Origin of the sequence: Burkholderia anthina (assembly GCF_902498995.1) — a bacterium.
GTDB classification, from domain to species: domain Bacteria; phylum Pseudomonadota; class Gammaproteobacteria; order Burkholderiales; family Burkholderiaceae; genus Burkholderia; species Burkholderia anthina.
Genome location: NZ_CABVLY010000016.1, coordinates 1 through 24,180 on the forward strand (window position 1 = coordinate 1; position 24,180 = coordinate 24,180).

25 protein-coding genes, 1 tRNA gene and 1 riboswitch are annotated in these 24,180 nt (G+C 66.4%); of the genes, 16 read left to right on the forward strand and 10 right to left on the reverse strand.

Annotated features, from left to right (window positions below; all coding sequences use genetic code 11):
• Positions 1 to 250: 250 nt before the first annotated feature.
• Positions 251 to 351, reverse strand: a riboswitch (ZMP/ZTP riboswitch).
• Between the two features lie 180 nt (positions 352 to 531).
• From BME24068_RS20195 to BME24068_RS20235, 9 genes are all read left to right on the forward strand, one after another.
• A complete protein-coding gene (locus BME24068_RS20195) occupies positions 532 to 1,278 on the forward strand; it encodes an SDR family oxidoreductase (RefSeq protein ID WP_096504954.1) in 747 nt (248 codons plus the stop codon).
• Positions 1,279 to 1,386: 108 nt separating this feature from the next.
• A complete protein-coding gene (ybgC, locus tag BME24068_RS20200) occupies positions 1,387 to 1,872 on the forward strand; it encodes a tol-pal system-associated acyl-CoA thioesterase (RefSeq protein WP_174927156.1) in 486 nt (161 codons plus the stop codon).
• A gap of 130 nt (positions 1,873 to 2,002) precedes the next feature.
• The gene (tolQ, locus tag BME24068_RS20205) at positions 2,003 to 2,680 is read left to right on the forward strand and encodes a protein TolQ (protein ID WP_021157170.1); all 678 of its coding nucleotides are present in this window, start codon (positions 2,003 to 2,005) and stop codon (positions 2,678 to 2,680) included.
• Positions 2,681 to 2,690: 10 nt separating this feature from the next.
• The gene (gene tolR / locus BME24068_RS20210; RefSeq protein ID WP_096504958.1) at positions 2,691 to 3,140 is read left to right on the forward strand and encodes a protein TolR; all 450 of its coding nucleotides are present in this window, start codon (positions 2,691 to 2,693) and stop codon (positions 3,138 to 3,140) included.
• Positions 3,137 to 4,216 carry a cell envelope integrity protein TolA gene (tolA, locus tag BME24068_RS20215; protein ID WP_174927157.1) on the forward strand — a complete coding sequence of 360 codons (1,080 nt, stop codon included), beginning with the start codon at positions 3,137 to 3,139 and terminating at the stop codon, positions 4,214 to 4,216. The genes tolR and tolA overlap by 4 nt, the downstream gene beginning before the upstream one ends.
• A 109-nt stretch (positions 4,217 to 4,325) precedes the next feature.
• Positions 4,326 to 5,621 (forward strand): Tol-Pal system beta propeller repeat protein TolB, encoded by a 1,296-nt coding sequence (gene tolB / locus BME24068_RS20220; protein ID WP_096504962.1) that lies wholly within the window; start codon positions 4,326 to 4,328, stop codon positions 5,619 to 5,621.
• A gap of 17 nt (positions 5,622 to 5,638) precedes the next feature.
• Positions 5,639 to 6,151, forward strand: a complete 513-nt coding sequence (gene pal / locus BME24068_RS20225) for a peptidoglycan-associated lipoprotein Pal (protein WP_096504964.1) — start codon at positions 5,639 to 5,641, stop codon at positions 6,149 to 6,151.
• A gap of 19 nt (positions 6,152 to 6,170) precedes the next feature.
• Positions 6,171 to 6,920, forward strand: a complete 750-nt coding sequence (ybgF, locus tag BME24068_RS20230) for a tol-pal system protein YbgF (protein WP_096504966.1) — start codon at positions 6,171 to 6,173, stop codon at positions 6,918 to 6,920.
• Between the two features lie 114 nt (positions 6,921 to 7,034).
• Positions 7,035 to 7,111, forward strand: a tRNA-Lys gene (locus BME24068_RS20235).
• A gap of 207 nt (positions 7,112 to 7,318) precedes the next feature.
• On the opposite strand, the gene BME24068_RS20240 is transcribed toward BME24068_RS20235, so the two are convergent.
• The 10 genes from BME24068_RS20240 to BME24068_RS20285 form a co-directional block, all read right to left on the reverse strand.
• Complete coding sequence (locus BME24068_RS20240; RefSeq protein ID WP_174927158.1) at positions 7,319 to 9,703, reverse strand: NHL repeat-containing protein; 2,385 nt, start codon at positions 9,701 to 9,703, stop codon at positions 7,319 to 7,321.
• Between the two features lie 35 nt (positions 9,704 to 9,738).
• Complete coding sequence (locus BME24068_RS20245) at positions 9,739 to 10,878, reverse strand: YncE family protein (protein WP_174927159.1); 1,140 nt, start codon at positions 10,876 to 10,878, stop codon at positions 9,739 to 9,741.
• A complete protein-coding gene (locus BME24068_RS20250) occupies positions 10,875 to 11,849 on the reverse strand; it encodes a fatty acid desaturase family protein (RefSeq protein WP_174927160.1) in 975 nt (324 codons plus the stop codon). The genes BME24068_RS20245 and BME24068_RS20250 overlap by 4 nt, the downstream gene beginning before the upstream one ends.
• Positions 11,837 to 12,460, reverse strand: a complete 624-nt coding sequence (locus tag BME24068_RS20255) for a phosphatase PAP2 family protein (protein WP_174927161.1) — start codon at positions 12,458 to 12,460, stop codon at positions 11,837 to 11,839. The genes BME24068_RS20250 and BME24068_RS20255 overlap by 13 nt, the downstream gene beginning before the upstream one ends.
• On the reverse strand, positions 12,457 to 13,620 hold the full coding sequence (locus tag BME24068_RS20260) for a glycosyltransferase family protein (protein WP_174927162.1): 1,164 nt from the start codon (positions 13,618 to 13,620) through the stop codon (positions 12,457 to 12,459). Before BME24068_RS20260 ends, BME24068_RS20255 begins: the two co-directional genes overlap by 4 nt.
• On the reverse strand, positions 13,617 to 14,372 hold the full coding sequence (locus BME24068_RS20265; RefSeq protein WP_172441903.1) for a hypothetical protein: 756 nt from the start codon (positions 14,370 to 14,372) through the stop codon (positions 13,617 to 13,619). Before BME24068_RS20265 ends, BME24068_RS20260 begins: the two co-directional genes overlap by 4 nt.
• A complete protein-coding gene (locus tag BME24068_RS20270; RefSeq protein WP_174927163.1) occupies positions 14,369 to 15,400 on the reverse strand; it encodes a hypothetical protein in 1,032 nt (343 codons plus the stop codon). Before BME24068_RS20270 ends, BME24068_RS20265 begins: the two co-directional genes overlap by 4 nt.
• Positions 15,401 to 15,459: 59 nt before the next feature.
• Entirely contained in the window at positions 15,460 to 16,524 is a 1,065-nt protein-coding gene (locus BME24068_RS20275) for a glycosyltransferase family 2 protein (RefSeq protein ID WP_239007660.1), read from the reverse strand.
• 139 nt (positions 16,525 to 16,663) lie between these two features.
• Complete coding sequence (gene yiaA, locus BME24068_RS20280) at positions 16,664 to 17,107, reverse strand: inner membrane protein YiaA (RefSeq protein WP_096504978.1); 444 nt, start codon at positions 17,105 to 17,107, stop codon at positions 16,664 to 16,666.
• 110 nt (positions 17,108 to 17,217) lie between these two features.
• Positions 17,218 to 18,162, reverse strand: coding sequence for a cupin domain-containing protein (locus BME24068_RS20285; RefSeq protein WP_174927164.1), 945 nt, complete (start codon positions 18,160 to 18,162; stop codon positions 17,218 to 17,220).
• 127 nt (positions 18,163 to 18,289) lie between these two features.
• On the opposite strand from BME24068_RS20285, the gene BME24068_RS20290 reads away from it, so the two are divergent.
• The 7 genes from BME24068_RS20290 (at position 18,290) to BME24068_RS20320 (ending at position 23,924) form a co-directional block, all read left to right on the forward strand.
• Positions 18,290 to 18,619, forward strand: a complete 330-nt coding sequence (locus BME24068_RS20290; protein WP_096504982.1) for a carboxymuconolactone decarboxylase family protein — start codon at positions 18,290 to 18,292, stop codon at positions 18,617 to 18,619.
• A gap of 148 nt (positions 18,620 to 18,767) precedes the next feature.
• Entirely contained in the window at positions 18,768 to 19,601 is an 834-nt protein-coding gene (locus tag BME24068_RS20295; protein WP_174927228.1) for a class II glutamine amidotransferase, read from the forward strand.
• A 578-nt stretch (positions 19,602 to 20,179) separates the two neighbouring features.
• Entirely contained in the window at positions 20,180 to 21,241 is a 1,062-nt protein-coding gene (rfbB, locus tag BME24068_RS20300; protein WP_096504984.1) for a dTDP-glucose 4,6-dehydratase, read from the forward strand.
• A gap of 11 nt (positions 21,242 to 21,252) precedes the next feature.
• Positions 21,253 to 22,146, forward strand: a complete 894-nt coding sequence (gene rfbA / locus BME24068_RS20305; protein ID WP_096505127.1) for a glucose-1-phosphate thymidylyltransferase RfbA — start codon at positions 21,253 to 21,255, stop codon at positions 22,144 to 22,146.
• Entirely contained in the window at positions 22,131 to 22,682 is a 552-nt protein-coding gene (gene rfbC / locus BME24068_RS20310; protein ID WP_174927165.1) for a dTDP-4-dehydrorhamnose 3,5-epimerase, read from the forward strand. Before rfbA ends, rfbC begins: the two co-directional genes overlap by 16 nt.
• Before the next feature lie 8 nt (positions 22,683 to 22,690).
• The gene (gene rfbD, locus BME24068_RS20315; protein ID WP_174927166.1) at positions 22,691 to 23,593 is read left to right on the forward strand and encodes a dTDP-4-dehydrorhamnose reductase; all 903 of its coding nucleotides are present in this window, start codon (positions 22,691 to 22,693) and stop codon (positions 23,591 to 23,593) included.
• Positions 23,594 to 23,630: 37 nt separating this feature from the next.
• A complete protein-coding gene (locus tag BME24068_RS20320; protein ID WP_174927167.1) occupies positions 23,631 to 23,924 on the forward strand; it encodes a hypothetical protein in 294 nt (97 codons plus the stop codon).
• Positions 23,925 to 24,180: the final 256 nt, after the last annotated feature.

Below are 24,180 nucleotides of genomic sequence, written 5' to 3' on the forward strand. Positions count from 1 at the left end.
TTTTCCGACGCGATCAGCTCGATGTGCTCTTCCTGGCGGCGGTTTTCCTGCTCGATCGCTGCAAAGAGTTCGGGATCGACGTTCGCGATGGTGCTTTGGGCTCTGTCAAACATACGGTTTCCGTTAAGTGTGTACAGGTTGACCGGGGTGGCCGAGTACATTGCGCTGCTGGCGGGACCAGCTCGACGTGGCGGAAGAATCCGTATGACGCGAGGCAGGACAGCCACCGGCGATGCACGCAACGGCGCACAACGGCTGCCCAGGCGAACGGCAAAAACGATGCCCCGCGCTTCACGGTGGGATGCTCCACCTTGAACCCGAAGGGTTCTATCGCCAGTCACGCAGGGGTGATGAGCGCGTTAGTGTATTGGATGCGTCATGAATAGGCAACCGCGCGGCAGCCGCCCCGAAACAATAAGGGCCAGACTCTACGCACCCGTACCGGAACGCTTCGCCGCCTTGCCGCGGTGCGGCAATCTCAGTAGGCTTGCGGGATACTATCCGCCACTTTGTTACCGACCAGGAGCAGCAATGATCGTGTTCGTCACAGGCGCGTCCGCCGGCTTCGGCGCCGCCATCGCCCGAGCTTTCGTCAAGGGCGGCCATCGCGTCGTCGCAACCGCCCGCCGCAAGGATCGTCTCGATGCACTCGCGGCAGAACTCGGCGACGCCCTGCTGCCGATCGAGCTCGACGTGCGCGACCGCGCGGCCGTCGAAGCCGTGCTGGCAGCCCTTCCCGCCGAATTCGCGGCGCTCGACGTGCTCGTCAACAATGCCGGTCTCGCGCTCGGCGTCGAACCGGCCCAGAAGGCCAGCCTCGACGAGTGGCAGACCATGATCGACACGAACTGCTCGGGCCTCGTGACCGTCACGCACACGCTGCTGCCCGGCATGATCGCCCGCGGTCGCGGCCACATCTTCAATCTCGGCTCGGTTGCCGGCATGTATCCGTATCCGGGCGGGAACGTCTACGGCGCGACCAAGGCCTTCGTCAGACAATTCAGCCTGAACCTGCGCGCCGACCTGATCGGTACACCGTTGCGCGTAACCGACATCGAGCCGGGCCTCTGCGGCGGCACGGAATTCTCGAACGTCCGCTTCCGCGGCGACGATACGAAGGCGGCAAACGTCTACCAGAACGTCCAGCCGCTCACGGCCGAGGACATCGCCGACACGATCTACTGGATCGCGACGCGCCCCGCGCACGTCAACATCAACACGATCGAGATGATGCCGGTCGCGCAGGCGCCGGCGGGTCTCACGATCCATCGCGGCTGACGCGCCGGAGGCACCGCGGGCCCTGCCTGAGGCGGGCCCGCGGCGTGCTACCGCGTACTACATTCCGTTACGAATCGGTTACGAATCCGGCCCCGCCCTTCCGGTAGAATGCGCGCCATGACTCAGCCTACCCGCTCCCCGGACGCGCCCTCCGGCTTTACCTGGCCGGTGCGCGTGTACTACGAGGATACCGATGCAGGCGGCATCGTTTTCTATGCCAACTACCTGAAATTCTTCGAGCGCGCCCGCACCGAATGGCTGCGCGCGTGCGGCATCGACCAGCGTCGGCTCGCCGACGACACCGGCGCGATCTTCATCGTCCGCAGCACGTCGCTCGACTACCGCGCACCGGCGCGACTCGATGACGCACTGGCGATCACGAGCCGGCCCGGACGCATCGGCCGCGCATCGGTGGAATTCACGCAGGAAGCGTGGCGTGGAGACGCGCTGCTCGTGGCCGGACATATCCGCCTCGGCTGCGTCGACCGTACCGGCATTCGGCCCGCGGCGATCCCGCCGGTCGTACTCGACGCGCTGCACCGCGGGCCCGTCATCGACACCGGGCAGACTGTAGTGTCAACGAAGCTCGCATGAGCACCGTTTAGACAATGCCCATGAACTTGCCTTCCTGAATCGATACTAAGCAAGGTTCGGCGCCAGGCCTGGCCGGCGCGCCGCGCCGCACGCATACCCGGCGCCCCGAAGGGACGTTACTCAAACCTCTATGAACACTTCTCAAGACCTGTCGATCATTTCCCTCGTCCTCAACGCGAGCGTGCTGGCCCAGGCCGTGATGGGGCTGCTGCTGCTGCTGTCGCTGATGTCGTGGACCTTCATCTTCCGCAAGTGGTTCGCGATCCGCCGCGCGCGCGCGCAGACCGAGCGCTTCGAAAAAGACTTCTGGTCGGGCGGCGACCTGCAGGCGCTGTATCAGAGCGCGGCCAACAACCGCCATACGATCGGCGCGCTCGAGCGGATCTTCGAATCGGGGATGCGCGAATTCCTGAAGGCGAAAGAAAAACGCATCAGCGATCCGGGCCTCGTCCTCGACGGCGCGCGCCGCGCGATGCGCGCGTCGTTCCAGCGTGAAATGGACGTGCTCGAAGCGAACCTCGCGTTCCTCGCGTCGGTCGGCTCGGTCAGCCCGTACATCGGTCTGTTCGGCACGGTGTGGGGGATCATGAACTCGTTCCGCGGCCTCGCGAACGTGCAGCAGGCCACGCTCGCGAACGTCGCGCCGGGCATTGCGGAAGCGCTCGTCGCCACCGCGATCGGCCTGTTTGCCGCGATTCCGGCAGTCGTCGCGTACAACCGCTACGCGCACGACATCGACCGCCTCGCGATCCGCTTCGAGACCTTCATCGAAGAGTTCTCGAACATCCTGCAGCGTCAGGCCCAGTAAGGAGCGCGCCATGGCAGGAAGTCCCATTCGATCCAGCATGCGCGGCGGCCGCGGGCGCCGTGCGATGGCCGACATCAACGTCGTGCCGTACATCGACGTGATGCTCGTGCTGCTCGTGATCTTCATGGTCACGGCACCGCTCGTCGCCCCGTCGATCATCAATCTGCCGACCGTCGGCAATGCCGCGCCGCAGGAGCAGACGCCGCCCGTCGTCGTCAACATCAAGGCCGACCGCACGATGAGCGTCAAGTACAAGGGCGACTCCGGCGCGACGCAGGAAGACACGATGACCAAGGCCGAGCTCGACAGCTTCATCTCGTCCCGCCAGGCCGACCATCCCGACCAACCGGTCGTGATCGCGGCCGACAAGACCGTGCAGTACGATGCAGTCATGACCGTGATGTCGGATCTGAAGGCGCGCGGCGTCAAGCGCGTCGGCCTCCTCGTCAAATCGCAATGAACCGGCAGCAATCCACGCGCAGCAACGCCTACCCGCCTCAGCCCCCTCGCGAGCGCGGCACCTGGCGTGCGTTCGCGCTCGCCGCGCTGATGCACGTGCTGCTCGCGCTGTTTCTCTATCACGGCGTGCAGTGGCAAAACAGCACGCCGGCCGGCGCCGAAGCCGAGCTGTGGACCGAGGTGCCCGACGTCCCCACGCCGCGCCCCGTCGTGCCGCCGCCGCCCGCGAAGCTGGCCCCGCCCGCTCCGCCCGTTCGCGACGAGCAGGCCGACATCGCGTTGCAGCAGAAGAAGCGGCAGCAGGAAGCGGCCGCGCGTGAAGCGCTGCTCGAGCAGCAACAGCGCCGCGCGCAGCAGTTGAAGCAGCAGGAAGACGAAGCCCGGCGCGCGCAGCTCGCCGCCCAGCAGGCCGCCGCGCTCGCCGCGCAAAAGGCCGCCGAGCGCGACAAGCAGAAGCAGGCGGACAAGCTGAAGCAACAGCAGCTCGTCGAACAGCAAAAACTCGAACAGCAGAAGCTCGAGCAGCAAAAGCTTCAACAGCAGAAGCAGGCGCAGCTCGAGGCCCAGCAGGCAGCGAAGGCCAAGGCCGATGCAGCCGCGAAGGCGAAGGCGGAAGCCCAGGCACAGGCCAAAGCCAAGGCGAAGGCCGAAGCGACTGCCCGCGCGAAAGCCGACGCGGCATCGAAGGCGAAGCTCGACCAGGAGCGGAATGCGCGCCTCGCGCAGATGCAGGGCATGGCAGGCGCCGGCGAAGGCGGCGGCCAGGGCCTGGCGCACAGCGGCACCGGCACCGGCTCCGGTGGCAATGCCGCGTCGCCCGGCTATCCTGACAAGGTGCGTCGACGCGTGAAACCGAACATCGTCTGGGGCGGCGAGCGCGCCGGCCTGACGACCGTCGTCGCGATCCGCTGCACACCGTCGGGCGACGTGCTGAGCGTTTCGATCCGCCGTTCGAGCGGAAATTCGGGGTGGGATCAAGCCGTGGTCAATGCGATCCAGGCATCGGTCCCGTTGCCACCCGATTCTAACGGTCGTACCCCATCAGACATTACGATTACCTTCAAGGCGGCGGAGTGAACGGAAATGCGCTTACACTCCGGGCGTCGCTGTCAGACGGGAACGAATCGGGTATTTTTACTGTCTCTGCCGTTGCGCAGCGATTCAAGTCATACGGGAAGCAAGAAGCATGAGTTTGATGACGAAGCTAGGTTTCAGGGCACTCGTGGCCTCGTGTCTGATTGCCGCGGGCGGCACCGCTAATGCGCAGGTCAACGTGCTGATCACCGGCGTCGGTTCGACCCAGTTCCCCATCGCGACCGCGAACTTCGCGAACGAGGCGGGCCTGCCGCAGCAGGTCACGTCGATCGTCCGCGCGGATCTCGCCCGTAGCGGCAAATTCACCAATATCGACGCGGGCAGCACGCCCGTGCCCGAGACCGCATCGGTCGATCTCGGCGCATGGAAGGCCAAGGGCGCCAATGCGTTCGTCGCCGGCAGCGTGAACCGCGAAGCGAACGGCCAGTACAAGGTGAACTTCATCCTGTACGACACCGTGAAGCAGCAAAGCCTCGGCGGCCTGTCGCTGACGGCGAACGACAACACGCTGCGCACGGCCGGCCACAAGATCGCCGACTACATCTACCAGAAGCTGCTCGGCGTACGCGGCGTATTCGCCACGCGCCTGTCGTACGTGATCAAGACGGGCAACCGCTACCAGCTGCAGATCTCGGACTCCGACGGCCAGAACGCGCGCATCGCGCTGTCGAGCACGGAGCCGATCATCTCGCCGGCGTGGTCGCCCAGCGGCACGAAGGTCGCGTACGTGTCGTTCGAGCGCAAGAAGCCGATCGTCTACATCCACGACCTGCCGACCGGCCGCCGCTACATGGTGTCCGACCAGAAGGGCAACAACAGCGCGCCGGCGTGGTCGCCGGACGGCAACACGCTCGCGGTCGCGCTGTCGCTGACGGGCAATACGCAAATCTATACGGTCAACTCCAACGGCGGCGGCCTGCGTCGTCTCACGCAGAGCAGCTCGATCGACACCGAGCCGTTCTACTCGCCGGACGGCCGCTGGATCTACTTCACGAGCGATCGCGGCGGTGCGCCGCAGATCTACCGGATGCCCGCGCAAGGCGAAAGCGCCGGCGCCGCGCAACGCGTGACTTTCACCGGCAGCTACAACACCAGTCCGCGCATCAGCCCGGACGGCAAGCTGCTCGCTTACATCTCCCGCACGGGCGGGGGCTTCAAGCTGTACGTTCAGGATCTGCAAACGGGCGCGGCGAACGCCATCACCAATACGAATCGCGACGAATCGCCAAGCTTCGCGGCAAACGGTCAGTACCTCCTCTACGCCACCCAGTCGGGCGGGCGCAACGTACTGGCCGCCGTGCCTTCCGACGGCAGCGCGCCGCCGCAGATCCTGTCCGTCCAGGGCGGCTCCGTTCGTGAGCCGTCGTGGGGGCCCTTCATGCAATGACCACAAGGAGAGTAACCATGATGTCGAAAAAAGTTCGTCTGGCCCTGGCCGTGATGATGATCGGCACGCTCGCAGCGTGTAAGTCGGGCGTGAAGCTCGACGACAAGGCCAACAACGCGGGTGCGATGAGCACGCAGCCGAGCGCCGACAACGTCGCACAAGTGAACGTCGATCCGCTGAATGATCCGAACAGCCCGCTCGCGAAGCGCAGCATCTACTTCGATTTCGACAGCTATTCGGTGAAGGACGAATACCAGCCGCTGCTGCAGCAACACGCTCAGTACCTGAAGAGCCACCCGCAGCGTCACGTGCTGATCCAGGGCAACACCGACGAACGCGGCACGAGCGAGTACAACCTCGCGCTGGGCCAGAAGCGTGCGGAAGCCGTGCGCCGCGCGATGGCACTGCTCGGCGTGAACGACTCGCAGATGGAAGCCGTGAGCCTCGGCAAGGAAAAGCCGCAAGCAACGGGTCACGACGAAGCATCGTGGGCGCAGAACCGTCGCGCCGACCTCGTCTACCAACAGTAAGTAACGGAAGGTTCGCCGTATGACGCACCGTGTATCCCTGCTGCGCGTTGCCGCAGCATTCTGCGTCGTTGGCGCGGCGTGGTCGGCCGCGCCGGCGCACGCCGGCGTGTTCGACGACAACGAAGCGCGCCGCGCCGTGCTCGATCTGCGCAGCAAAACCGACAACCTGGCAAGCCAGTTGTCGGCCGCCCAGCGTACGATCCTCGATCAATCCGGCCGTCTCGACCAGTTGAACCAGCAGGTCGCGACGCTGCGCGGCGAGAACGAGGATCTGACGAACCGGCTGACGACGCTCGAACGGCAGCAGAAGGAGTACTACCAGGATCTCGACACGCGGCTCAAGAAGTTCGAGCCGCAACAGGCGACGATCGATGGTGTCGAAGGCACCGTGCAGCCGGGTGAAACGGATGCGCTCAACGCGGCGCAACAGCAGTTCCGCAACGGTAACTTCAAGGCGGCGTCGGCGTCGTTCCGCAGCTTCATCGCGAAGTATCCGCAGAGCCCGTACCAGCCGACCGCGCAATACTGGCTCGGCAATGCGCAATACGCGCTGCGTGACTATCGCGGCTCCACGGCGACGTGGCAAGCGATCGTGAGCAAGTATCCGCAGCATCCGCGCGCGGCCGACGCCCTCGTCGCAATCGGCACGAACCAGCTCGAACAAGGCCAGAAGGCGGCCGCGAAGAAGACGTACGAGCAGGTCGTGTCGCAGTACGCTGGGTCGAACGCTGCGCAGACGGCGCAGGGCAAGCTCGAAAGCATCAAATAATTATCGTGACGGGTTGTTGACAGTCCAACAACCCGCCGCTATAATTTTTTGCTCTTTGGGTCGCTTGCCAAGTTGCAAAAGCAACGAACCCGACAGAACCGGTTTCAAGAACGTGGGGTGGTAACTCAGTTGGTTAGAGTATCTGACTTTTAATCAGAGAGTCGAGGGTTCGAGTCCCTCCCACCCTACCAACTATCTTCGATAGTGCAAAAAGCCTCCCTCGCGGAGGCTTTTTTGCGTCTGTTGCTTTTGCGGGGGCACGGTGACCCTTCCCTGCCCGCAATGCCGCCGAAGAAAGCGCACCGCACGCGGATCGACGCCACGTACAGGCTTGCCAGGCGACGCCGCTCGCCGGTGCGGCATCACGCGCCTGCAAGCGTCGATCGCCCTGTTGTTCGTCACGGCTGTCGTGCGTTGGCCTCCACGGCGTTCTCCGATGTCGTCGCCGCTGCAACCGGCACCTGCCCCGTCGCCGCTGCCGGCGCGCGCAACCGCATGATCCCCTCGTCCCCGACTTCGACGTACAGATCGCCCCGTGGCGTGACGACCATCCCCGCCGGCCGGTTCAACGAACCCGGCAGCGTACCCGCACGATTGCCGCGCGAACCGAGTTGCCCCGCGATGACCGCCGCGTCGCCCTTCGGATCGATCCGCAGCACGGTGTGGTTACCGCTATCGCTCACGTACACGTTGCCGCTCGCATCGGCCGCGATGCGATCCGGCATGCACCATGTCCAGTCGCAACTGATCAGGTTGTTCGTCAGCCGGTCCTTTTCGTCGCGCGACTCCGCTTTCGCGAGCGCGCCGTAATACGCATGTTCCGCGGCCGGCCACGGCCCCGGCAGGAAGTGAATCCGGTGTTCGCCGGTCGCGGGATCGATCTGCCAGATCACGTCGCGACTCAGCACGAAGAGTTGTCCTTGCGGACCGATCGCGAGATCCTCGTAGCTGCCCGGCATCCGGCGGCTCGTGACGAAACGTTCGACCTCGTCACGCGGAATCTTGTACTGCTGTTCATCGCGCGCAACGGTCGTGACCGTTCCCGTCGAGAAATCGAGCCGCCGGATACGGGCGCCGCGCCTGCCGATATACGGACTGTCGTCGAGCACGTACAACCGGCCGTCATGATCGAAGCGCAGATAGCGTGGCCGCCAGTACGTCGCTTGCGCGAACGGGCCGTCGACCCGCGTCTCGTCGCTGAGCTTGCCGCTCACCGTCTGCACGTTGCCCTGCGGATCGATGCGGCGGATCAGCGCATTGCCGCTGTCCGCCACGTAGAGATTGCCCGACGCATCCAGCGCAAGCCCCGACGGATAACGGAAGCGCGCACTCGAACGCGGCCCGTCGGCACGCCCCTTCTCGTCCGGCGCGCCGGCCCACAGCTCGCTCTTGCCGTCCGGCGCGATCCGATAGATCGCGTCGTCGAGCCGGTCGACGTAATAGATCGTGCCATCGGCGGCGACCGCGAAATCGTCGTCGACCGATCCCGGCAACGGCACGAACTTCGAGTCGGTCACCAGCAACGCGTCGCTGCGGTTGCTCGTGCCTGCATAGGCGAGCAGACGACCGTCCGGCGCCGCCTGCAGCACGACCTCGCCGCTGCCCGTCGTCACCAGCCGACGCCCCGAGCCGTCGATCGCGAGCGACGTCAGATCGCGATCGTCCGAGCGGCCGCGGTGTAGCGCCGGCGATGCGACATGCACCGTCGCGGTCGGCTTGCCGTCGGCGCCGACGGTCACGATCGAGCGTGCGCTTGCGGCGATCATCCGCCCGGCGCCGTCGAACGCGAGCGCGATGTAGCCAGAATCGTCCTGCGTATCGCTCGCGTCGGGTTGCTTGTCGGTCCCGGCGGCCGGGGCCGAGCCGATGAACGGCACGGCGCCGGCCAGTGCCGCCACCGGGCCGGGCTCGGGCGGCACGCGCATCGCTGCCGCCGCAGCCGCGGCCGCGGCAGCCGCCGCTGCAGCCGCGGCGTCGCTCGCCGTATCGATGCCGTCCGGTGCACCACCGGTCCTGCACGCGGGCAACGGCGCATCGCCGGTCGGCGTCACGTGGCCGAACGTCTTGCCATCGGTCACCCAGATCTCGCCGGTCGGGCTCGCCGCGATCGCGCGAAGCCCCGACAGCGTGCAATCGCCGTCGGACTGCGGCGTCCAGGTCGCGACCGAACCGTCCGTGCCGACGATTCGCAAATGACCGGAATACCGCGAGAGCGTCCACAACCGGCCCTGTCCGTCCAGCGCGATCATGTCCGGCTGGTTGAGCTGGCCGACGCCGCGCGGACCGTCGGCATCGCCCGATTTGCCCGGCACGCCGGCGATCGTCGCGACGGTACCGTCCGGCCGGATCGCACGCACCAGCGAATTACCGGTATCGGCCACATAAACGGTACCGTCCGGCGCGCGCACGGCATCGCCCGGCTGGTCGAAGCGCGCGGCGGACGACGCACCGTCCCGATACGCGCGCACGCCGCTCCTGCCGGCGAGCGTGGTCACATGGCCCTGCGCATCGATGTGTCGCACGGTTGATGCGTACGTGTCCACCACCAGCACGCCGCCGTCGCGATCCGCATGCAGTCTCAGGCTGCCGGCGAAGCGTGCCGTCGTACCGCTGCCGTCGAGATTGCCTTCCGAGCCCGGCGTGCCGGCCACCCATTCGAGCGACGGCCCGCCCGCCGGCGGAAAACTGCCGCACGCACCGAGCAGCACGGTCACGGCCGCACACGTTGCGATGCGCATGCCGATACCGTTCACGTTCCAGATCATCGTGTTCCCCTTCCCCATGCCGTTCCCGCCAGTTGCCGAACGATTTGCCTTCTTCATTGCAACGCGCCCTCCGCGGCCGGCCGGCAAAACAGCTCGCCGCTGGCGGCGACGTAGTCGCTCAGCGTGCCGGCATCGCGCACGTCGAACAGCGACACGCTGCCGGACTGGCTTGCATTGAGCACCGCGAGGCGGCTGCCGTCCGGACTGAAGGCCAGCGCGAGCGGCCATTCGCCGCTGCGATATGCGGCGCGCAGCATGCCCGTCGCGCGGTCGGCGACCAGCACCGTGTTCTCCTGCGGCAGGCTGAACGCCACCGCGCGGCCGTCCGGGCTGAGCGCGAAGTTGTAGCTCGTCAGCCCGCGGCAATACTGCGCCGCCTGGCGCGGACGCAGCGTGTTCGCGTCATAGGCCGCGATACCGTCGCGAAACAGCGCGACCAGATCACCGGAGCCCGGCTCGACGGCCAGGTCGTAGGCATCCGCATCGGGAATCGTGCCGACCTGCGCGCGCGTGCGCGTATCGAATGCGTCGATGCTGCTTGCCACACCGTTCGTGACGAACAGGCGCTGCCCGTCGCGGGACAGGACCAGCGCCGCGGGCCGCCCGAACGGCTGATTGCCGGCATTCCCGCCGCCGAGCGCAATCGGCTTGCCGAGCGTGCGGAACGTGTCGAGATCGACAACCGAAACCGAATTGGCGACCACATTCAGCACATACGCGCGCGTGCCGTCCGGCGACACGGCCACGGCCTGCGGAAAGCGCTGCACCTTCGCGACGCCATCCACGTGGCCGCTGTCGAGATCGAGCCGCGCCAGCGCATCCGCGCGCATCGAACTGACGTATGCATGGCGCTCGTCGGCCGCGATCGCAATATCCGTCGCGCCCATTCCGCGACAGAAGTTGTCCGGACAACCATCATTGGGCGCCTTTGCCGGCGGATCGCCGAAGTCGCGCACGCGCTGCCGCGCCGCGATGTCGATCGCGGCGACGCTGTTGTCGCCGTTGCTGGTCACGTACAGATGCTTGCCGTCCGGCCCGAACGCAATGCCGGCGGGATGCTTGCCGATCGCAATGGCAGCGGGCGCATCGGCCTTCGCCGGCTCCGACTGCGCGACGACGTCCGCGGCCAGCATCGCAAGGGGCACGGCAATCACCGCGCGATACAGCACACGCAACTTGAAATCGACGCTCACTCTCTTGATTCCTCGAAGGCAGGGATCGTGTGCGCGCTCACGTCGCGCAGCACCGCCCCGTATCCCGCATACAGGTTGCCGTCGGGCAGCAACTGCCGCTGCACGAGTTGCCGATGCACGGCCGGCAAGTGATGGAACGGCATCCGCATGAACAGATGGTGTTCGATGTGGAAATGAATCGCGTGCGGGCCGAACAGGAACGTCTGCCACGAACGCCGGCCGATCGTGCGTGCGTTGCGGCTTTGATCCGCGCAAGCCGGCAATCCCGCATGTTCGAAGATCGCACGCACCTGCCCGGCGAGCGGCAGCAGCGTGACCGACGGCACGATCCACAGGCCGACGTACAGCAGCGGATGTCCGGCCGTCGCGAGCGCGGCGAACAGCACGCCGTTCGCGGCAAGCATCGACGCAAGCTCCCACGCCGCATACGCGCGCGACTTGCGGACCTTCGGCAACGCATGGGCAAACGCACCGCGCGCGAGCTTCACGACGCTCGTCACGTAGCCGATCCCGCACGCGTAAGCGAGCAGGCGGCCGGCCAGCCGCGCGCGCGACACCGGATAGTCGTGAACGCCGAACAGCAGCGCGACGGGATCGTCCGCCTGCATCGGCGCGCGATGATGTTTCAGATGACCGGCGCGATACGTGCGCAACGACAACCACAGCGGGCCGGCGGCGAACGACTGGCCCAGCATGTCGTTGACGCGCGGGTTTCGCGCGAGCAGCCCGTGCGCGCCTTCGTGCATCATCACGGCGAGCGCGAGCTGGCTGCGGGCGATCACGATCGCGGCGCACACGTACACGAGCGGGTGCGCAAACGCGATCGCCGCCGCAAACGCCGCGGCGATCAGCATCCAGTCGCCCGCGAACGCCGCGCAGACGCGCGACGGCTTCACGCGGAACAGCGCGGCGTCGGGCACGAAGCGCGAGAGCGCGGTGTTCGACCCGGCGTGCGGATTCACTTGCGCCATGCGAGCCTCCCGCGCACCGAGCGTCGCTCGACCCATATCGCACTGCCCATCGCGAGCGCCACGCCGCCCAGCACGTCGACGACCGTATGCTGTTTGAGCGTCAGCGTCGACGCGCAGATCAGCACGCCGATCGCGATCGGTACGCCGCGGCGCCGCTCCGTCAACATCCGGCACGCAAGACACGTGACGGCGACATGCAGGCTCGGAAAGCCGTTGGCCGCGAGATCGAGCCGCCACATCCGTGCGAGTCGGTGGCGCACGAACGCATTGCCGATCTCCGCGACGTCGGGCCTCGGCACCGCTTCGGGAAACAGCAGGAAACAGACGACCCCCGCGACGAAGGCGATCAGCACCGCGTCCCTGAACGCGACGAACGCCGGCGGCCGCGCATAGGCGGCAAGCGCAATCACGAACGGAAAGAAGCCGACGTAGACGAACCACGACCACGCGATGAACGGAATGCGCTCATCGAGCGCGGTGGCGAACACATAGCGCGGCGTGACGCCACGCTCGAGCAGGATGAAGACGGCGAGCCCCGCGGCCATCCCGAATGCCGCGGACAGCATCTGCCGCAGATCGGGCCGGCGATCGATAGACGACAGGCTGTTCATCGCGATGCCGGCGCCTCGCGTTGCGTGTCGACATCGGCGGCGGCGTGCCGTGCATTCGGCCGCAACGCGAGGATGCGCGACGTCCATCCGTCCACGCGCGAGCGCGCATGTTCGCGACCGTCGGCCGTTGCGGCGCGCGTGCCGGCGTCGTGCATCAGCGCGCTCGCCGCGTACGCGATGTCCTGCCGGAACGCAGCGGCATCGCCGCGCCACGTGACGATGCGATGCACGAGCTGCAACCGGGCGGCCCGGGCGGCGTTGCTCGCCTGCTCGGGCTGGTCGGTCAGCACGAGCAGGATCGGCCTGCGATAGACGCGCGCAATCGACAGCGCCGCCATCCCCGGCGCCGACACGATCAACGGCGCATGCGCGGCGCGCGTCGCCCAGTCCGCGTCGACGCCGGTCCAGCCATCGTGCGCGGCATAGCCTTCGCCGACGCGGTGCGCGGCCAGCCCCGCATCGTGCAGTCCCGCCGACAGCGCATCGGCCAGCGCGACGTCGCTGAAGTGCGGATTCAGATACACGGCCGCGGCGGCCGCCTCCGATGCAGGCCATTCGCCGACGACCGGCACCGGTGTCGGCAACCGGTAGCGCATGCGCGAACCCTGCACGTCACCGATCGCGTCGCACGCGAAGTCGTGCTCGATGCAACACAGCGCCGAATCGATCTGCCAGTCGACGATCCGGGAGAACGCACGCGCCAGCATGCGCGGCAGTCGTCCGTTGAAGTTCGCGGTCAGCGCGCCGCGCAGGCTGCCGCCATACACGTGCACGATGCGACCGCGCCAGCCGGGCACCGCGCCCATGAACAGCAGCGCCGGATGAAACGAATCGTTGATCACGAGATCGGCGTCGCGGACGATCGCGTGCAGCCGCGCGATGTCGCGCAGCATCCGCGTCGGCCTGAATACGTAGTGCGCGACGTTGCGATCCGTCGCATCGCGCAGCATGTTCTGCCGCGTGTCGAACTGCACCGCATAGTGACGCGACAGCACGGCGGCCTCGATGCCGAATGCGGACAGGAAGGCCTGCCCGGCGTCGGACGTCGTCAGCACGTCGACCTGTGCACCGGCCGCGCGCAATGCATGCACGAGCAGTTGCGCGCGCATCAGATGACCGCGCGCATCGGCGGTCGCGAGATAGACGATGCGCAACATCATGCGCGCGCCCCCGGACGCCACCACTGAATCCATCCGGCCGCGTACATCGCCAGCGCACCCGTCACGCCGAATCCGGCCTCGATCGTGCGGATCTCGTCGAGCAGCGCCGCGAGATGCACGACCTCGGACGGCGCGACGATGCGGCGCAGCGTATCCGCGCAGAGTCGCACATGCCGCGCCTCGTCGGCCAGCACCCGAGCGAAGAGCGGATGCAGTGCATGCGCTTCGCCGAGCGTCGCGCAGTGGCGCGCGAGCACGCGCATCGCCATCTGCTCCGCACACAGGCCCGTCGCGTAGGTCGGCACCAGCGCGCCTTGCGCGAAGTGCGGCGCGTAGCGGCGCCCGAGCCGGCGCCACCGGAGGATCTTGCGCCGGGTCGCCCAGTCCGGTTCGCGCGGGCCCGCCGCGGCCGTCACGCCACGCACGCGCAGTGCGTCGGCGAACGCGGCCGCGTGGCGGCGTTCGTCCGCGAGATGCTGCTCGAGCCGCAGTGCGAGCCAGTCCGGCGGCTGCCCGGTGCATTCGTCAAGCAATGCGCACTCGGTCGCCTCTTCGCCGATCAGGTACAGGCGCAGGATCCAGCGCTCGCCGTGCGCGCTGCGATGCAGCCGCCGGATCGCCGCGCGCTTGATCCGGTCGACGAGATACGCGCGCATGCGCGCGGCGCCACGCGGCACGCGCTGCTCGAGACACGCGAAGCCTTCGTCGGGCGCGGCGTGCGGCGACGCCGACCATTCGCCGGCCGGCATCATGCCGGCACACCCGGCGCGGAACGCGCGACCTTCGGCGCGACGGCCGACGCCGCCGCGGACGCCGCGGCCGGATCGCGATGCCAGCCGAGAATCAGGCCGACGAAGCTTTCCTGCAGGAACGCATGGGCCGATGCGCCGGCGCCGGCGAATGCCTCCTCGTGGCCGTTCACGCGCAGATAGCCGTTGCCGTCGCGCGCGCCGAGTTCGATCCGGTCGTTCTTCGCGAAGCCGCGCTCGCGCAGCGTCTTCACGAGCGGGCTGCCGTCGAGCCCGAACAGGAACAGCTCACGCTGCGCCACCCACACCGGGATGTGGTCGCTCAGTACATCGAGACGGATCGCCCAGGTCCCGGACGCGAGCGCACCGGCGATATCGCCGTCGCGCGGCCCGTTCGACGTGAAGCTCGCGCGCGCGACCGACTGGGTCAGTTTGCCGACGCCGAGCGCGATCGTGATGTCGTCGGCGGCCGGCTGCTTCGGATCGGTCGCGCGCACATTCACGAGATGCTGCGCGAGCCGCGACGCGAACGACGGATGCGCGAACAGCGCGCTCGTTTCGTCCGGCGTGAGCACGTCGCGCTCGCCGCCGCGCTCCTTCACGCGCACGCGATACGGATCGATCCGGACGTCGGTGAACTTGCCGTGCACGGGCGCATGAACGTACACGTCGCGATTCCATTTCGCGCCGTCGCGACGCAACAGCACGTGCACGCTCAGCGGCACGCGCTGGCCGTCGCCGTCGACGCCCGTGCCCTGCAGCAGCACGTCGCCGAGCACGTCCTTCGTGCGGCGCGCCGCGTCGCTCGAAAAGACGATCGTATGCGTATCGGTATCGACGCTCGCATGAACGTCCGGCGCATCGAGCGCGACGCGATTGCAGTCCGTCGCCGTCGCACGCGCGAACGGGCAGCCGCTTTGCGACGCGAAATGGTAGATTCCGCGCCCCGCATGATCGACCGGCGCGGCATGAGCGGCAGCGCTGGCGGCAAACAGGGCAAGGCAGGCAACACGGGTAGCGAATGAGGACATGGTCGTCTGGAGGAAGTCGGGTCGTGGTGGGTGTACCGCGAGGCGTGGCGCGGTGTCGCTCAACGACGGTGATACGACAGCGCTTCGAGATCGCGCCGCGCCGCCCCGCGCCCGGACAATCCGAAGCCGCGGGCAAGCGCACCGAGCGTGTCGACCGCGGACGCGCCGATCGTCACCCCGATGGCCGCGACGTAACGGATGAAGCCAAGCCGTGGCAACTGCTGGTGATCGAGCGCGCGCAGGCTGTAGCCGAGCCGCATCGCCATCACGCAGAACGGGGCGAGCGGGCCGCTGCGACCGAACCACTGCCACGCACGCGGCAGATATGCATTCACGAGATACGGCGTGAGCCCGACGCTGTCCTCGCCGCGCATCCAGCGCAGCTTCAGCGATTCGCGACGCGTGTCCGGCAGCCGATGCTCGGTGTGCGCGCACGGCGCGAACTCGATCGCGATGCCGGCAGCCTGCATCCGCAGCCCCAGCACCTGGCAATGCGCGCGATACACGCCGTCGAGCGGCTCGTACCGGAATCGGGCGAACACGTCGTGCCGGAACGCGACGTTGTTCGCGTAGAAGTTGCGCGTCGCGCCATCGCGCAGCGGGCTCGGGAAGTACATGAAGTCGATCGACGTCAGCGCGACGCCGAGCACGTTCGGCGCGTAGCTGGTGCGCCCCGCCACGGCGACGGGCCGGTCGTCGCCGTGGCGCGCGAACGGCGCGAGCAGGTGCTCGAGCCAGTCGTCGGCCGGCCGGCAATCGGCATCGCCGAACACGACGACGTCGCAGCGCGCCGCATCGACGCGATCGAATCCTTCGTTCTTCGCCTCGTAGTAGCCGGTGCTCGCGTCGATCTCGACGAAGTCGATCGGGCGGCCGGCGAGCGCGGCGATCTGCGCGCATGCGTCGGCGGGCAACCCGTCGTGCGTGATGATCCATTGCGCGAGCGAAGCCGGCGGCACCGTCTGGTTCGACAGCGCGGACACGAGGCGCTTCAGGCTCTCGACGGCCTGCGCGATGCCGGCGCCGCCGCGCAGGTTGTTGGTCTCCAGCACGAGCGCCGCGCGGCTCGCCACGGAACGGGCGGCCGCGCACGTGTCGTGCATCGGTTGCATATCGTCTGGCATCCGGAATGTCTCCATCGTCATGCGCGGCGGCACGGATGAATCGGGCGTACGGAAATCCGGCGGTGCGCCGGCGCCTGCTGCCCGCCGCGAGGGTTGTCGCGCGACGCGCGGCCGCAACGGCCGCCCGCCCCGCGTGCGCTCATTCGGTCACGGACGGCGTGGAATCTGCGTCGGCGAAACGCGGCTTCGCGCTCTGCATGTCGCGCGTATTCTTCTGCACGGTCACCGCGCCGAACAGCGCGAGCACGAACGACATCGCGTAGAACCCTTTCTCGCTCAACTGCAGCGTCGCGTTGATGAGGCCGACGATCAGCAGCGCGATCGCGAGCAGCAGGGCGACCCAGCTCAGCCCGTAATAGATGCTGGTGACGGGAATGCCTTCCGCACGATCACGCACGCTCTTTTGCAGCGAAATCGCCGCATAGAGGCCGAACACGAGCACGGTGAAGTAGTAGCCCTTCTCGTTGAGCTGCATGCCGGCGTTCCACAGGCCGATCAGGAATGCGGCAAAACCGGCGATCAGCGCGGCCCACGATGCCGCGACGAATGCGAACGACGGCTGCTGGATGGTGGTCTGGTTCATTGCTGTTGCCCTCTCTCTTTTTGTTTCTTGTTCGGAAACGCGCTTCTCTGGCACGCGTTTCGCGCATGGTAGCAGCTTTGTCGCGCCGCACGGCGGGTGCGTTTGCCGTCTTACGCGCCGCGCTGCGCGCGCCGCCAGCGCCCCGGCGTCGTGCCGAGCACCGCGCGAAACGCCTTGCCGAAAGCCGCCTCGGACTGATAGCCGACCGCCTGTCCGATCTCCGCCTGTCCGCGCTGCGTATCCTGCAGCAGCGCGCACGCATGCATCATCCGGATCTGCGCGACGAACGCGCCGACGCTCATCCCGGCCTTCTCGCGGAAATGCCGCGCATAGGTCGCCCGCGACATCGCGGATGCCGCGCCGAGCGATTCGACCGTCCACGGCTGCGCCGGTGCCTGCAGCACGGCCTGGACCGACGGGCCGAGCCGCGCGTCGGCGGCGAGCGCGAGCCAGCCGGCCGGCACGCTTGCGTCGCGCCCGTATGCGCGCAGCGCATAGGCGAGCAGCGCCTGCCCGAGCGCATTCACGATCGCGCGTGCGCCCGGCTGCGCATTCGATGCCTCGGCACGCAGCACGCTCGTCAGCAGTTGCAGCGGCGCAAGCCCCGATGCTTCGCGCAGCCCGACGTGCAGCACGCGTGGCAGCGTGCGCATCAGCAATTCGCCGGCGCCGCGCGCATAGACGAAGCGTCCGCACAGCAGGTCCACGCTCGCACCGCCCGGTTCGGCGGGATCGAGATTCGACGTGACCGGCAGCACCGCGCCGCCCGCCGCGACCGGTTCGCGCAGCGGCGCCGACTTCGCCCGGCCGCCCCCGACATCGGACAGGTCGTGCGCGTCGCCCGCCGGCAGCAGCACGAAGTCGCCGTCGGCCAGCCGCAGCGTGCGCCCGTCGGCGGTACGCATCAGGCATGTTCCCGCCAGCAACAGATGGAACGCCGCTTCACCCGGCGGCAACGGATCGTGCGGCATCGCGAAGGAGCCGTCGAGCAGGCAGCGCACGTCCAACTCGACATGGCTACGGCCCAGCGACAACAGTTGACTCAATGCATCCATGAGACGATTGCGCTAAAAATTGACACTCTAACGTATCGAAACCCTCAGCGCGAGCGATCAGAATAGCCCTGCATCGCCCGAGATCGCGGCATCCGCCGCCCCGCTCCACCATTTCTAAGGACACATCATGCTGAACTGGAACGAATACCGGAAGGAACTCTCGACGCGCGTCGGCGAAATCGCCAAGCTGTCGCCCGATACGCTGGCCGGCTACAAGGCGCTGTCCGGCGCCGGCGCCAAGACGGGCCATCTGGATGCGAAGACGCGCGAGCTGATCGCGCTCGCGGTGGCCGTCACAACGCGCTGCGACGGCTGTATCGCGATACATACGGCCGACGCCGTGAAGCATGGCGCGACCAAGGAGGAAGTGGCGGAGGCGCTCAGCGTCGCGATCGCGATGAATGCGGGCGCGGCGCTCGTGTATTCCGCGCGCGTGATGGACGCGCTCGGCGACTGACGATCGCAGCCGGGCACAACCCGGCGCAACGCACCGCATGACGATCGCGGCGGCCTCGGCCGATCGGCCGGGGCCGCCGCGAATCGCCTTCGGGTGTGCCGCGAAGTCGGCTACCATGCGCGAACGATTCATCGCGAAGGAGCATGCCATGTGCCGCTGGCTCGCTTACACGGGTAATCCGATCCATCTCGAAACCGTGCTGTTTCGCGCGAAGCACTCGCTGATCGACCAGAGCCTGCATTCGGAGCTGGGCGCCACGACGACCAACGGCGACGGCTTCGGCATCGGCTGGTACGGCCATCCCGATGAACTTCCGTTTCGCTACCGCTCCGTGCATCCCGCGTGGAACGACCGCAACCTGCGCGAGGCCGCACGCGCGATCCGCTCGCGAATGTTCATCGCGCACATCCGCGCGGCAACCGACACGCCCGTGCAGGAAACCAACTGCCACCCGTTCCGCCACGGCCGCTGGCTGTTCGCGCACAACGGGCTGATCCGCGATTTCCACAAGCTGCGCCGCGACCTGACGATGAAGGTCGACCCCGCGCTGTTCCCCACGCTCGAAGGCTCGACCGACTCCGAGCTGATGTTCCGTCTCGCGTTGACGTATGGCCTCGAACAAATGCCGCTGCCGGCGCTCGAGCGGATGGCCGGCGTGGTCGAGGAAACCGCCGCGCGGTATCGCGTCGCCGAGCCGCTCAACATGACGATCTGCGCAACCGACGGCGACCGGATCATCGCCGTGCGCTATTCGAGCGAGCGGCAATCGCGCTCGCTGTTCCACAGCACGTCGTTCAAGCATCTGCACGAACTCTATCCGCACAATCCGCGTATTGCCGAAGCCGGCGACGACGCGTTCATGGTCGTGTCGGAGCCGCTCGTCGACCTGCGCGGCGCGTGGGAGGAAGTGCCGGAAAGCATGGCGATCGTCGCGCATGGCGTCGACGTCCAGCAGCGGCCGTTCAATCCGCGGCACAAATAGGCTGCAAGGCGCTCAAGACGCCGGCCACACCGTGCGACACGAGTCCGGCGCGAACCGGAATCGGCGAAAAGCCGGCAAGCGAAGCCGCGGTGAGCGCATCGCAAAACCCCATACCGGTAAAAAAACACGGTCGTCTTAAATCGCGACATAAACCAGACGACTCTCGTTATGCGCGAATCGAGCATGCTATAGTTACCGCCGCCTTTTAGTATCGCAACAACTCCCACTGTAATCGGCACCGAGTCCCGCCGCAGTTCGTCGCTGCAATCCGCGCAATGTCCGCGTGCGATCGCACGTCCGGCGAGTCTTGGAAAATTCAATGGAAAGTAGCGATACGACAGGCACGACGGCGGCATGCGGGGCGCCGGAGCATAGAGAATCTGGTCTTGCAACGCGAATTGCCGGGCGACATGCGCGCTACATGCGGATGCCCTAGAATACGCGGCGATCAGGCTGGTCCATCCACTCCGGGCGGGTCCGCGCAGTTTCTTGATATTGTTCGTCCCGCGTCAACCGAGGGCGATGTCCACAACGAGAGCACGGCAGTATTGCCTGCCGTTAACATAAAAAGAGGCTACATGATATTGGTTACTGGTGGCGCCGGTTTTATCGGTGCCAACTTTGTGTTGGATTGGCTGCGTCAATCGGACGAATCGGTTCTTAACGTCGACAAACTGACCTACGCGGGCAATCTGGGAACGTTAAAATCGCTGCAGGGAAATCCGAAGCACGTGTTCGCGCAGGCGGATATTTGCGATCGCGCCGCACTCGACGCGCTGTTCGCCGAGCACAAGCCGCGCGCGGTGCTGCATTTCGCCGCAGAAAGCCACGTCGATCGCTCGATTCACGGCCCGGCCGATTTCGTTCAGACCAATGTCGTCGGCACCTTTACGCTGCTCGAAGCGGCGCGTCAGTACTGGAATACGCTGCCTGAAGCCGAAAAGGCCGCATTCCGATTCCTGCACGTGTCCACCGACGAAGTGTTCGGTTCGCTGTCGCCCACCGACCCGCAATTCTCCGAAACGACGCCGTACGCGCCCAACAGCCCCTATTCGGCTACCAAGGCAGGTTCGGACCATCTCGTGCGCGCCTACCAGCATACGTACGGCATGCCGACGCTGACCACGAACTGCTCGAACAACTACGGCCCGTACCAGTTCCCCGAGAAGCTGATCCCGCTGATGATCGCGAACGCGCTCGCCGGCAAGTCGCTGCCGGTCTATGGCGACGGCCAGAACGTGCGCGACTGGCTGTACGTCGGCGACCATTGCTCGGCGATCCGCGAAGTCCTCGCCCGCGGCCGGACCGGCGAAACGTACAACGTCGGCGGCTGGAACGAGAAAACGAATCTGGAAGTCGTGCACACGCTGTGCGACCTGCTCGACCAGGCGCGCCCGAAGGCAGCCGGTTCGTATCGCGACCAGATCACCTATGTGACGGATCGCCCCGGCCATGATCGCCGCTACGCGATCGATGCGCGCAAGCTCGAGCGCGAGCTCGGCTGGAAGCCCGCCGAAACGTTCGAAACCGGCCTCGCGAAGACGGTGCGCTGGTACCTGGACAACCAGGAATGGGCCGACGAAGTCGCTTCGGGCGACTATCGGAAATGGGTCGCAACGAACTACGCGCATCGCGCGTAAGGGCAACGGACATGGCACGCAAGGGCATTATTCTGGCCGGCGGATCCGGCACCCGGCTGTATCCGATCACGCATGCAGTGTCGAAGCAGCTGCTGCCGGTGTACGACAAGCCGATGATCTACTACCCGCTGTCGACGCTGATGGTCGCGGGCATTCGCGACGTACTGATCATCTCGACGCCGCAGGACACGCCGCGCTTCGAATCGATGCTCGGCGACGGCAGCCAGTGGGGGATGAACATCCAGTACGCGGTGCAACCGTCGCCTGACGGTCTCGCGCAGGCATTCGTGATCGGCAAGGATTTCGTCGGCAACGATCCGTCGGCGCTGATCCTCGGCGACAACATCTTCTACGGGCACGATCTCGCGAAGCAGCTCGAGCGCGCGGACGCACAGGACGCGGGCGCGACGGTGTTCGCGTATCACGTGCACGATCCGGAGCGTTACGGCGTCGTCGAGTTCGACGACGAATTCCGCGCGCTGTCGATCGAAGAGAAGCCGGCAAAACCGCGTTCGCACTACGCCGTCACCGGTCTCTACTTCTACGACAACCGCGTGTGCGACATCGCGGCCGACATCAAGCCGTCGCCGCGCGGCGAGTTCGAAATCACCGACGTCAATTCGCGCTATCTTGCAGACGGCGCGCTGAACGTCGAGATCATGGGGCGCGGCTATGCGTGGCTCGACACCGGCACGCACGATTCGCTGATCGAGGCGGCGAGCTTCATCGCAACGCTGCAGAAGCGGCAAGGCCTGGTCGTCGCCTGCCCCGAAGAAATCGCGTACCGCCGTCACTGGATCGATGCCGAGCAAGTGCAGAAGCTCGCGCAACCGCTGTCGAAGAACGGCTACGGTAAATATCTGCTGAACATTCTTACGGATCAGGTCGCATGGCCATCACGGTAACTGCTACGGCACTCCCCGAAGTCAAGATCGTCGAACCGAAGGTGTTTGGCGACGCGCGCGGCTACTTCTACGAGAGCTTCAACGGCCGCGAATTCGCGGAACTCGTCGAGACCGGCGTCGAATTCGTGCAGGACAACCATTCGCGCTCGTCGAAGGGCGTGCTGCGCGGGCTGCACTACCAGATCGAACACGCGCAGGGCAAGCTCGTGCGCGTGGTCGAGGGCGAAGTGTTCGACGTCGCGGTCGACATCCGGCGCAGTTCGCCGAATTTCGGCAAGTGGGTCGGCGTGACGCTGTCGGCCGACAACCATCGTCAGCTGTGGGTGCCGCCCGGCTTCGCGCACGGCTTCGTGGTGTTGTCCGAGTCCGCGCAATTCCTGTACAAGACGACCGACTACTGGTTCCCGGAATACGAGCGCAGCCTGCTGTGGAACGATCCGGAGATCGGCATTCAATGGCCGTTCGACGGCGAGCCGGTGCTGGCGGCGAAGGATGCGGCGGGCAAGCGACTCGTCGAAGCCGAGTGCTACGAATGAGCGGCGCCATGCAATCCCCCGCACAGCGGACCATCCTGCTCACCGGCATCAACGGGCAGGTCGGGTTCGAGCTCGCGCGCAGCCTGCAGGGTCTCGGCAAGGTCGTCGCACTGGATCGCAGCCGGCTCGACCTGTCGAACCTCGACCAGGTGCGCGACGTCGTGCGCGAGGTCAAGCCGGATCTGATCGTCAACCCGGCCGCCTATACGGCCGTGGACCAGGCGCAGACCGAGGTCGCAATGGCGACGCGCCTGAATGCGGAAGCGCCCGCGGTACTCGCCGAAGAAGCCACGCGCATCGGCGCGGCGCTGATTCATTTCTCGACGGACTACGTATTTGCGGGCACGAAGGATGGCCCGTACGTCGAGGACGATCCCGTCGATCCGCAAAACGTCTACGGCGAAACCAAGCTCGCCGGCGAACAGGCGATCGCGGCATCGGGATGCGCGCACCTGATCTTCCGCACGAGCTGGGTGTACGGCACGCGCGGCAAGAACTTCCTGCTGACCATGCTGCGCCTGGGCGCCGAGCGCGACGAGCTGAAGATCGTCGCCGACCAGATCGGCGCGCCCACGTGGTCCAAGACGATCGCCGCGCTGAGCGCGAACGTCGCCGCGCAGGCCATCGGTGCGGGCACGGCCGGCCGGGACGATTGGTGGCGCACGCATTCCGGCGTCTATCACCTGTGCGCGGGCGGCTCGACGTCGTGGCACGGATTCGCGGAAGCGATCTTCCGTCTGTCGAATCTCCCGAAGAAGCCGTCGGTGGCGCCTATTCCCGCCAGCGCTTATCCGACGCCCGCGGCACGCCCGGCCAATTCCCGCATGTCGAATGCGAAACTGGCCGAGCACTTCGGCCTCGGCGCACCGGATTGGGAAACCGCGCTCGAACTCTGCATGAAAGAGATTTAAAGCGCGCCGCCAGCCGCTTTTCGCTGAATCGCGGCTGGTGGATTATTTCGCATTATTACGGAATTCATATTCTGGTCATTCCGGTTGCAGTGTTATCCGCGCTGCGAATATCCGCACACGGCATTCCGATTCAAATGTGCGTCGCGCCGCAAAATTCGGCGCCGGCACGCCGGGGCGTCATCGCGCCGCCAACCGGCAAAAAATACCCATTGTGGCGTCGCGACCACCCCTCTTGCAGCAAAATATTCCTCATTCCATCCGGTTGCGTATCAAACAGGCGTTCGACGAGCACCATTTGCATCACTGGCCGGAAGCAATAACGAGATATTGATTAGGACTGTTTACATCCTCGCGCCGATCCGCCCCTTCAACCGGGCAGCGTTGCCATACCGCATCAGACCGGTCCGCAAATTTCGAGACGTTCTAGGGTGAAACATAATTTTCGAGATAAAATCGCGGGTCGCGTCCATGTCCAAAGCTGGCGGGCATGGTCAGTCTCCTCTCCCATCTGCCGTACAACCCCCGGGCCGCTTTGCTTTTCGCATGCAATAACAGGGAAATCACGCAGTCAGCCAGTAAGAAAGATA

Excerpts from the sequence above, each read along its gene's own strand:
- BME24068_RS20195 (WP_096504954.1), top strand. The coding sequence starts at position 532 with ATGATCGTGTTCGTCACAGGCGCGTCCGCCGGCTTCGGCGCCGCCATC.
- ybgC (WP_174927156.1), top strand. The coding sequence starts at position 1,387 with ATGCGCGCCATGACTCAGCCTACCCGCTCCCCGGACGCGCCCTCCGGC.
- tolQ (WP_021157170.1), top strand. The coding sequence starts at position 2,003 with ATGAACACTTCTCAAGACCTGTCGATCATTTCCCTCGTCCTCAACGCG.
- tolR (WP_096504958.1), top strand. The coding sequence starts at position 2,691 with ATGGCAGGAAGTCCCATTCGATCCAGCATGCGCGGCGGCCGCGGGCGC.
- tolA (WP_174927157.1), top strand. The coding sequence starts at position 3,137 with ATGAACCGGCAGCAATCCACGCGCAGCAACGCCTACCCGCCTCAGCCC.
- tolB (WP_096504962.1), top strand. The coding sequence starts at position 4,326 with ATGAGTTTGATGACGAAGCTAGGTTTCAGGGCACTCGTGGCCTCGTGT.
- pal (WP_096504964.1), top strand. The coding sequence starts at position 5,639 with ATGATGTCGAAAAAAGTTCGTCTGGCCCTGGCCGTGATGATGATCGGC.
- ybgF (WP_096504966.1), top strand. The coding sequence starts at position 6,171 with ATGACGCACCGTGTATCCCTGCTGCGCGTTGCCGCAGCATTCTGCGTC.
- BME24068_RS20240 (WP_174927158.1), bottom strand. The coding sequence starts at position 9,703 with ATGGGGAAGGGGAACACGATGATCTGGAACGTGAACGGTATCGGCATG.
- BME24068_RS20250 (WP_174927160.1), bottom strand. The coding sequence starts at position 11,849 with ATGGCGCAAGTGAATCCGCACGCCGGGTCGAACACCGCGCTCTCGCGC.
- BME24068_RS20255 (WP_174927161.1), bottom strand. The coding sequence starts at position 12,460 with ATGAACAGCCTGTCGTCTATCGATCGCCGGCCCGATCTGCGGCAGATG.
- BME24068_RS20260 (WP_174927162.1), bottom strand. The coding sequence starts at position 13,620 with ATGATGTTGCGCATCGTCTATCTCGCGACCGCCGATGCGCGCGGTCAT.
- BME24068_RS20265 (WP_172441903.1), bottom strand. The coding sequence starts at position 14,372 with ATGATGCCGGCCGGCGAATGGTCGGCGTCGCCGCACGCCGCGCCCGAC.
- BME24068_RS20270 (WP_174927163.1), bottom strand. The coding sequence starts at position 15,400 with ATGTCCTCATTCGCTACCCGTGTTGCCTGCCTTGCCCTGTTTGCCGCC.
- BME24068_RS20275 (WP_239007660.1), bottom strand. The coding sequence starts at position 16,524 with ATGCCAGACGATATGCAACCGATGCACGACACGTGCGCGGCCGCCCGT.
- yiaA (WP_096504978.1), bottom strand. The coding sequence starts at position 17,107 with ATGAACCAGACCACCATCCAGCAGCCGTCGTTCGCATTCGTCGCGGCA.
- BME24068_RS20285 (WP_174927164.1), bottom strand. The coding sequence starts at position 18,162 with ATGGATGCATTGAGTCAACTGTTGTCGCTGGGCCGTAGCCATGTCGAG.
- BME24068_RS20290 (WP_096504982.1), top strand. The coding sequence starts at position 18,290 with ATGCTGAACTGGAACGAATACCGGAAGGAACTCTCGACGCGCGTCGGC.
- BME24068_RS20295 (WP_174927228.1), top strand. The coding sequence starts at position 18,768 with ATGTGCCGCTGGCTCGCTTACACGGGTAATCCGATCCATCTCGAAACC.
- rfbB (WP_096504984.1), top strand. The coding sequence starts at position 20,180 with ATGATATTGGTTACTGGTGGCGCCGGTTTTATCGGTGCCAACTTTGTG.
- rfbA (WP_096505127.1), top strand. The coding sequence starts at position 21,253 with ATGGCACGCAAGGGCATTATTCTGGCCGGCGGATCCGGCACCCGGCTG.
- rfbC (WP_174927165.1), top strand. The coding sequence starts at position 22,131 with ATGGCCATCACGGTAACTGCTACGGCACTCCCCGAAGTCAAGATCGTC.
- rfbD (WP_174927166.1), top strand. The coding sequence starts at position 22,691 with ATGCAATCCCCCGCACAGCGGACCATCCTGCTCACCGGCATCAACGGG.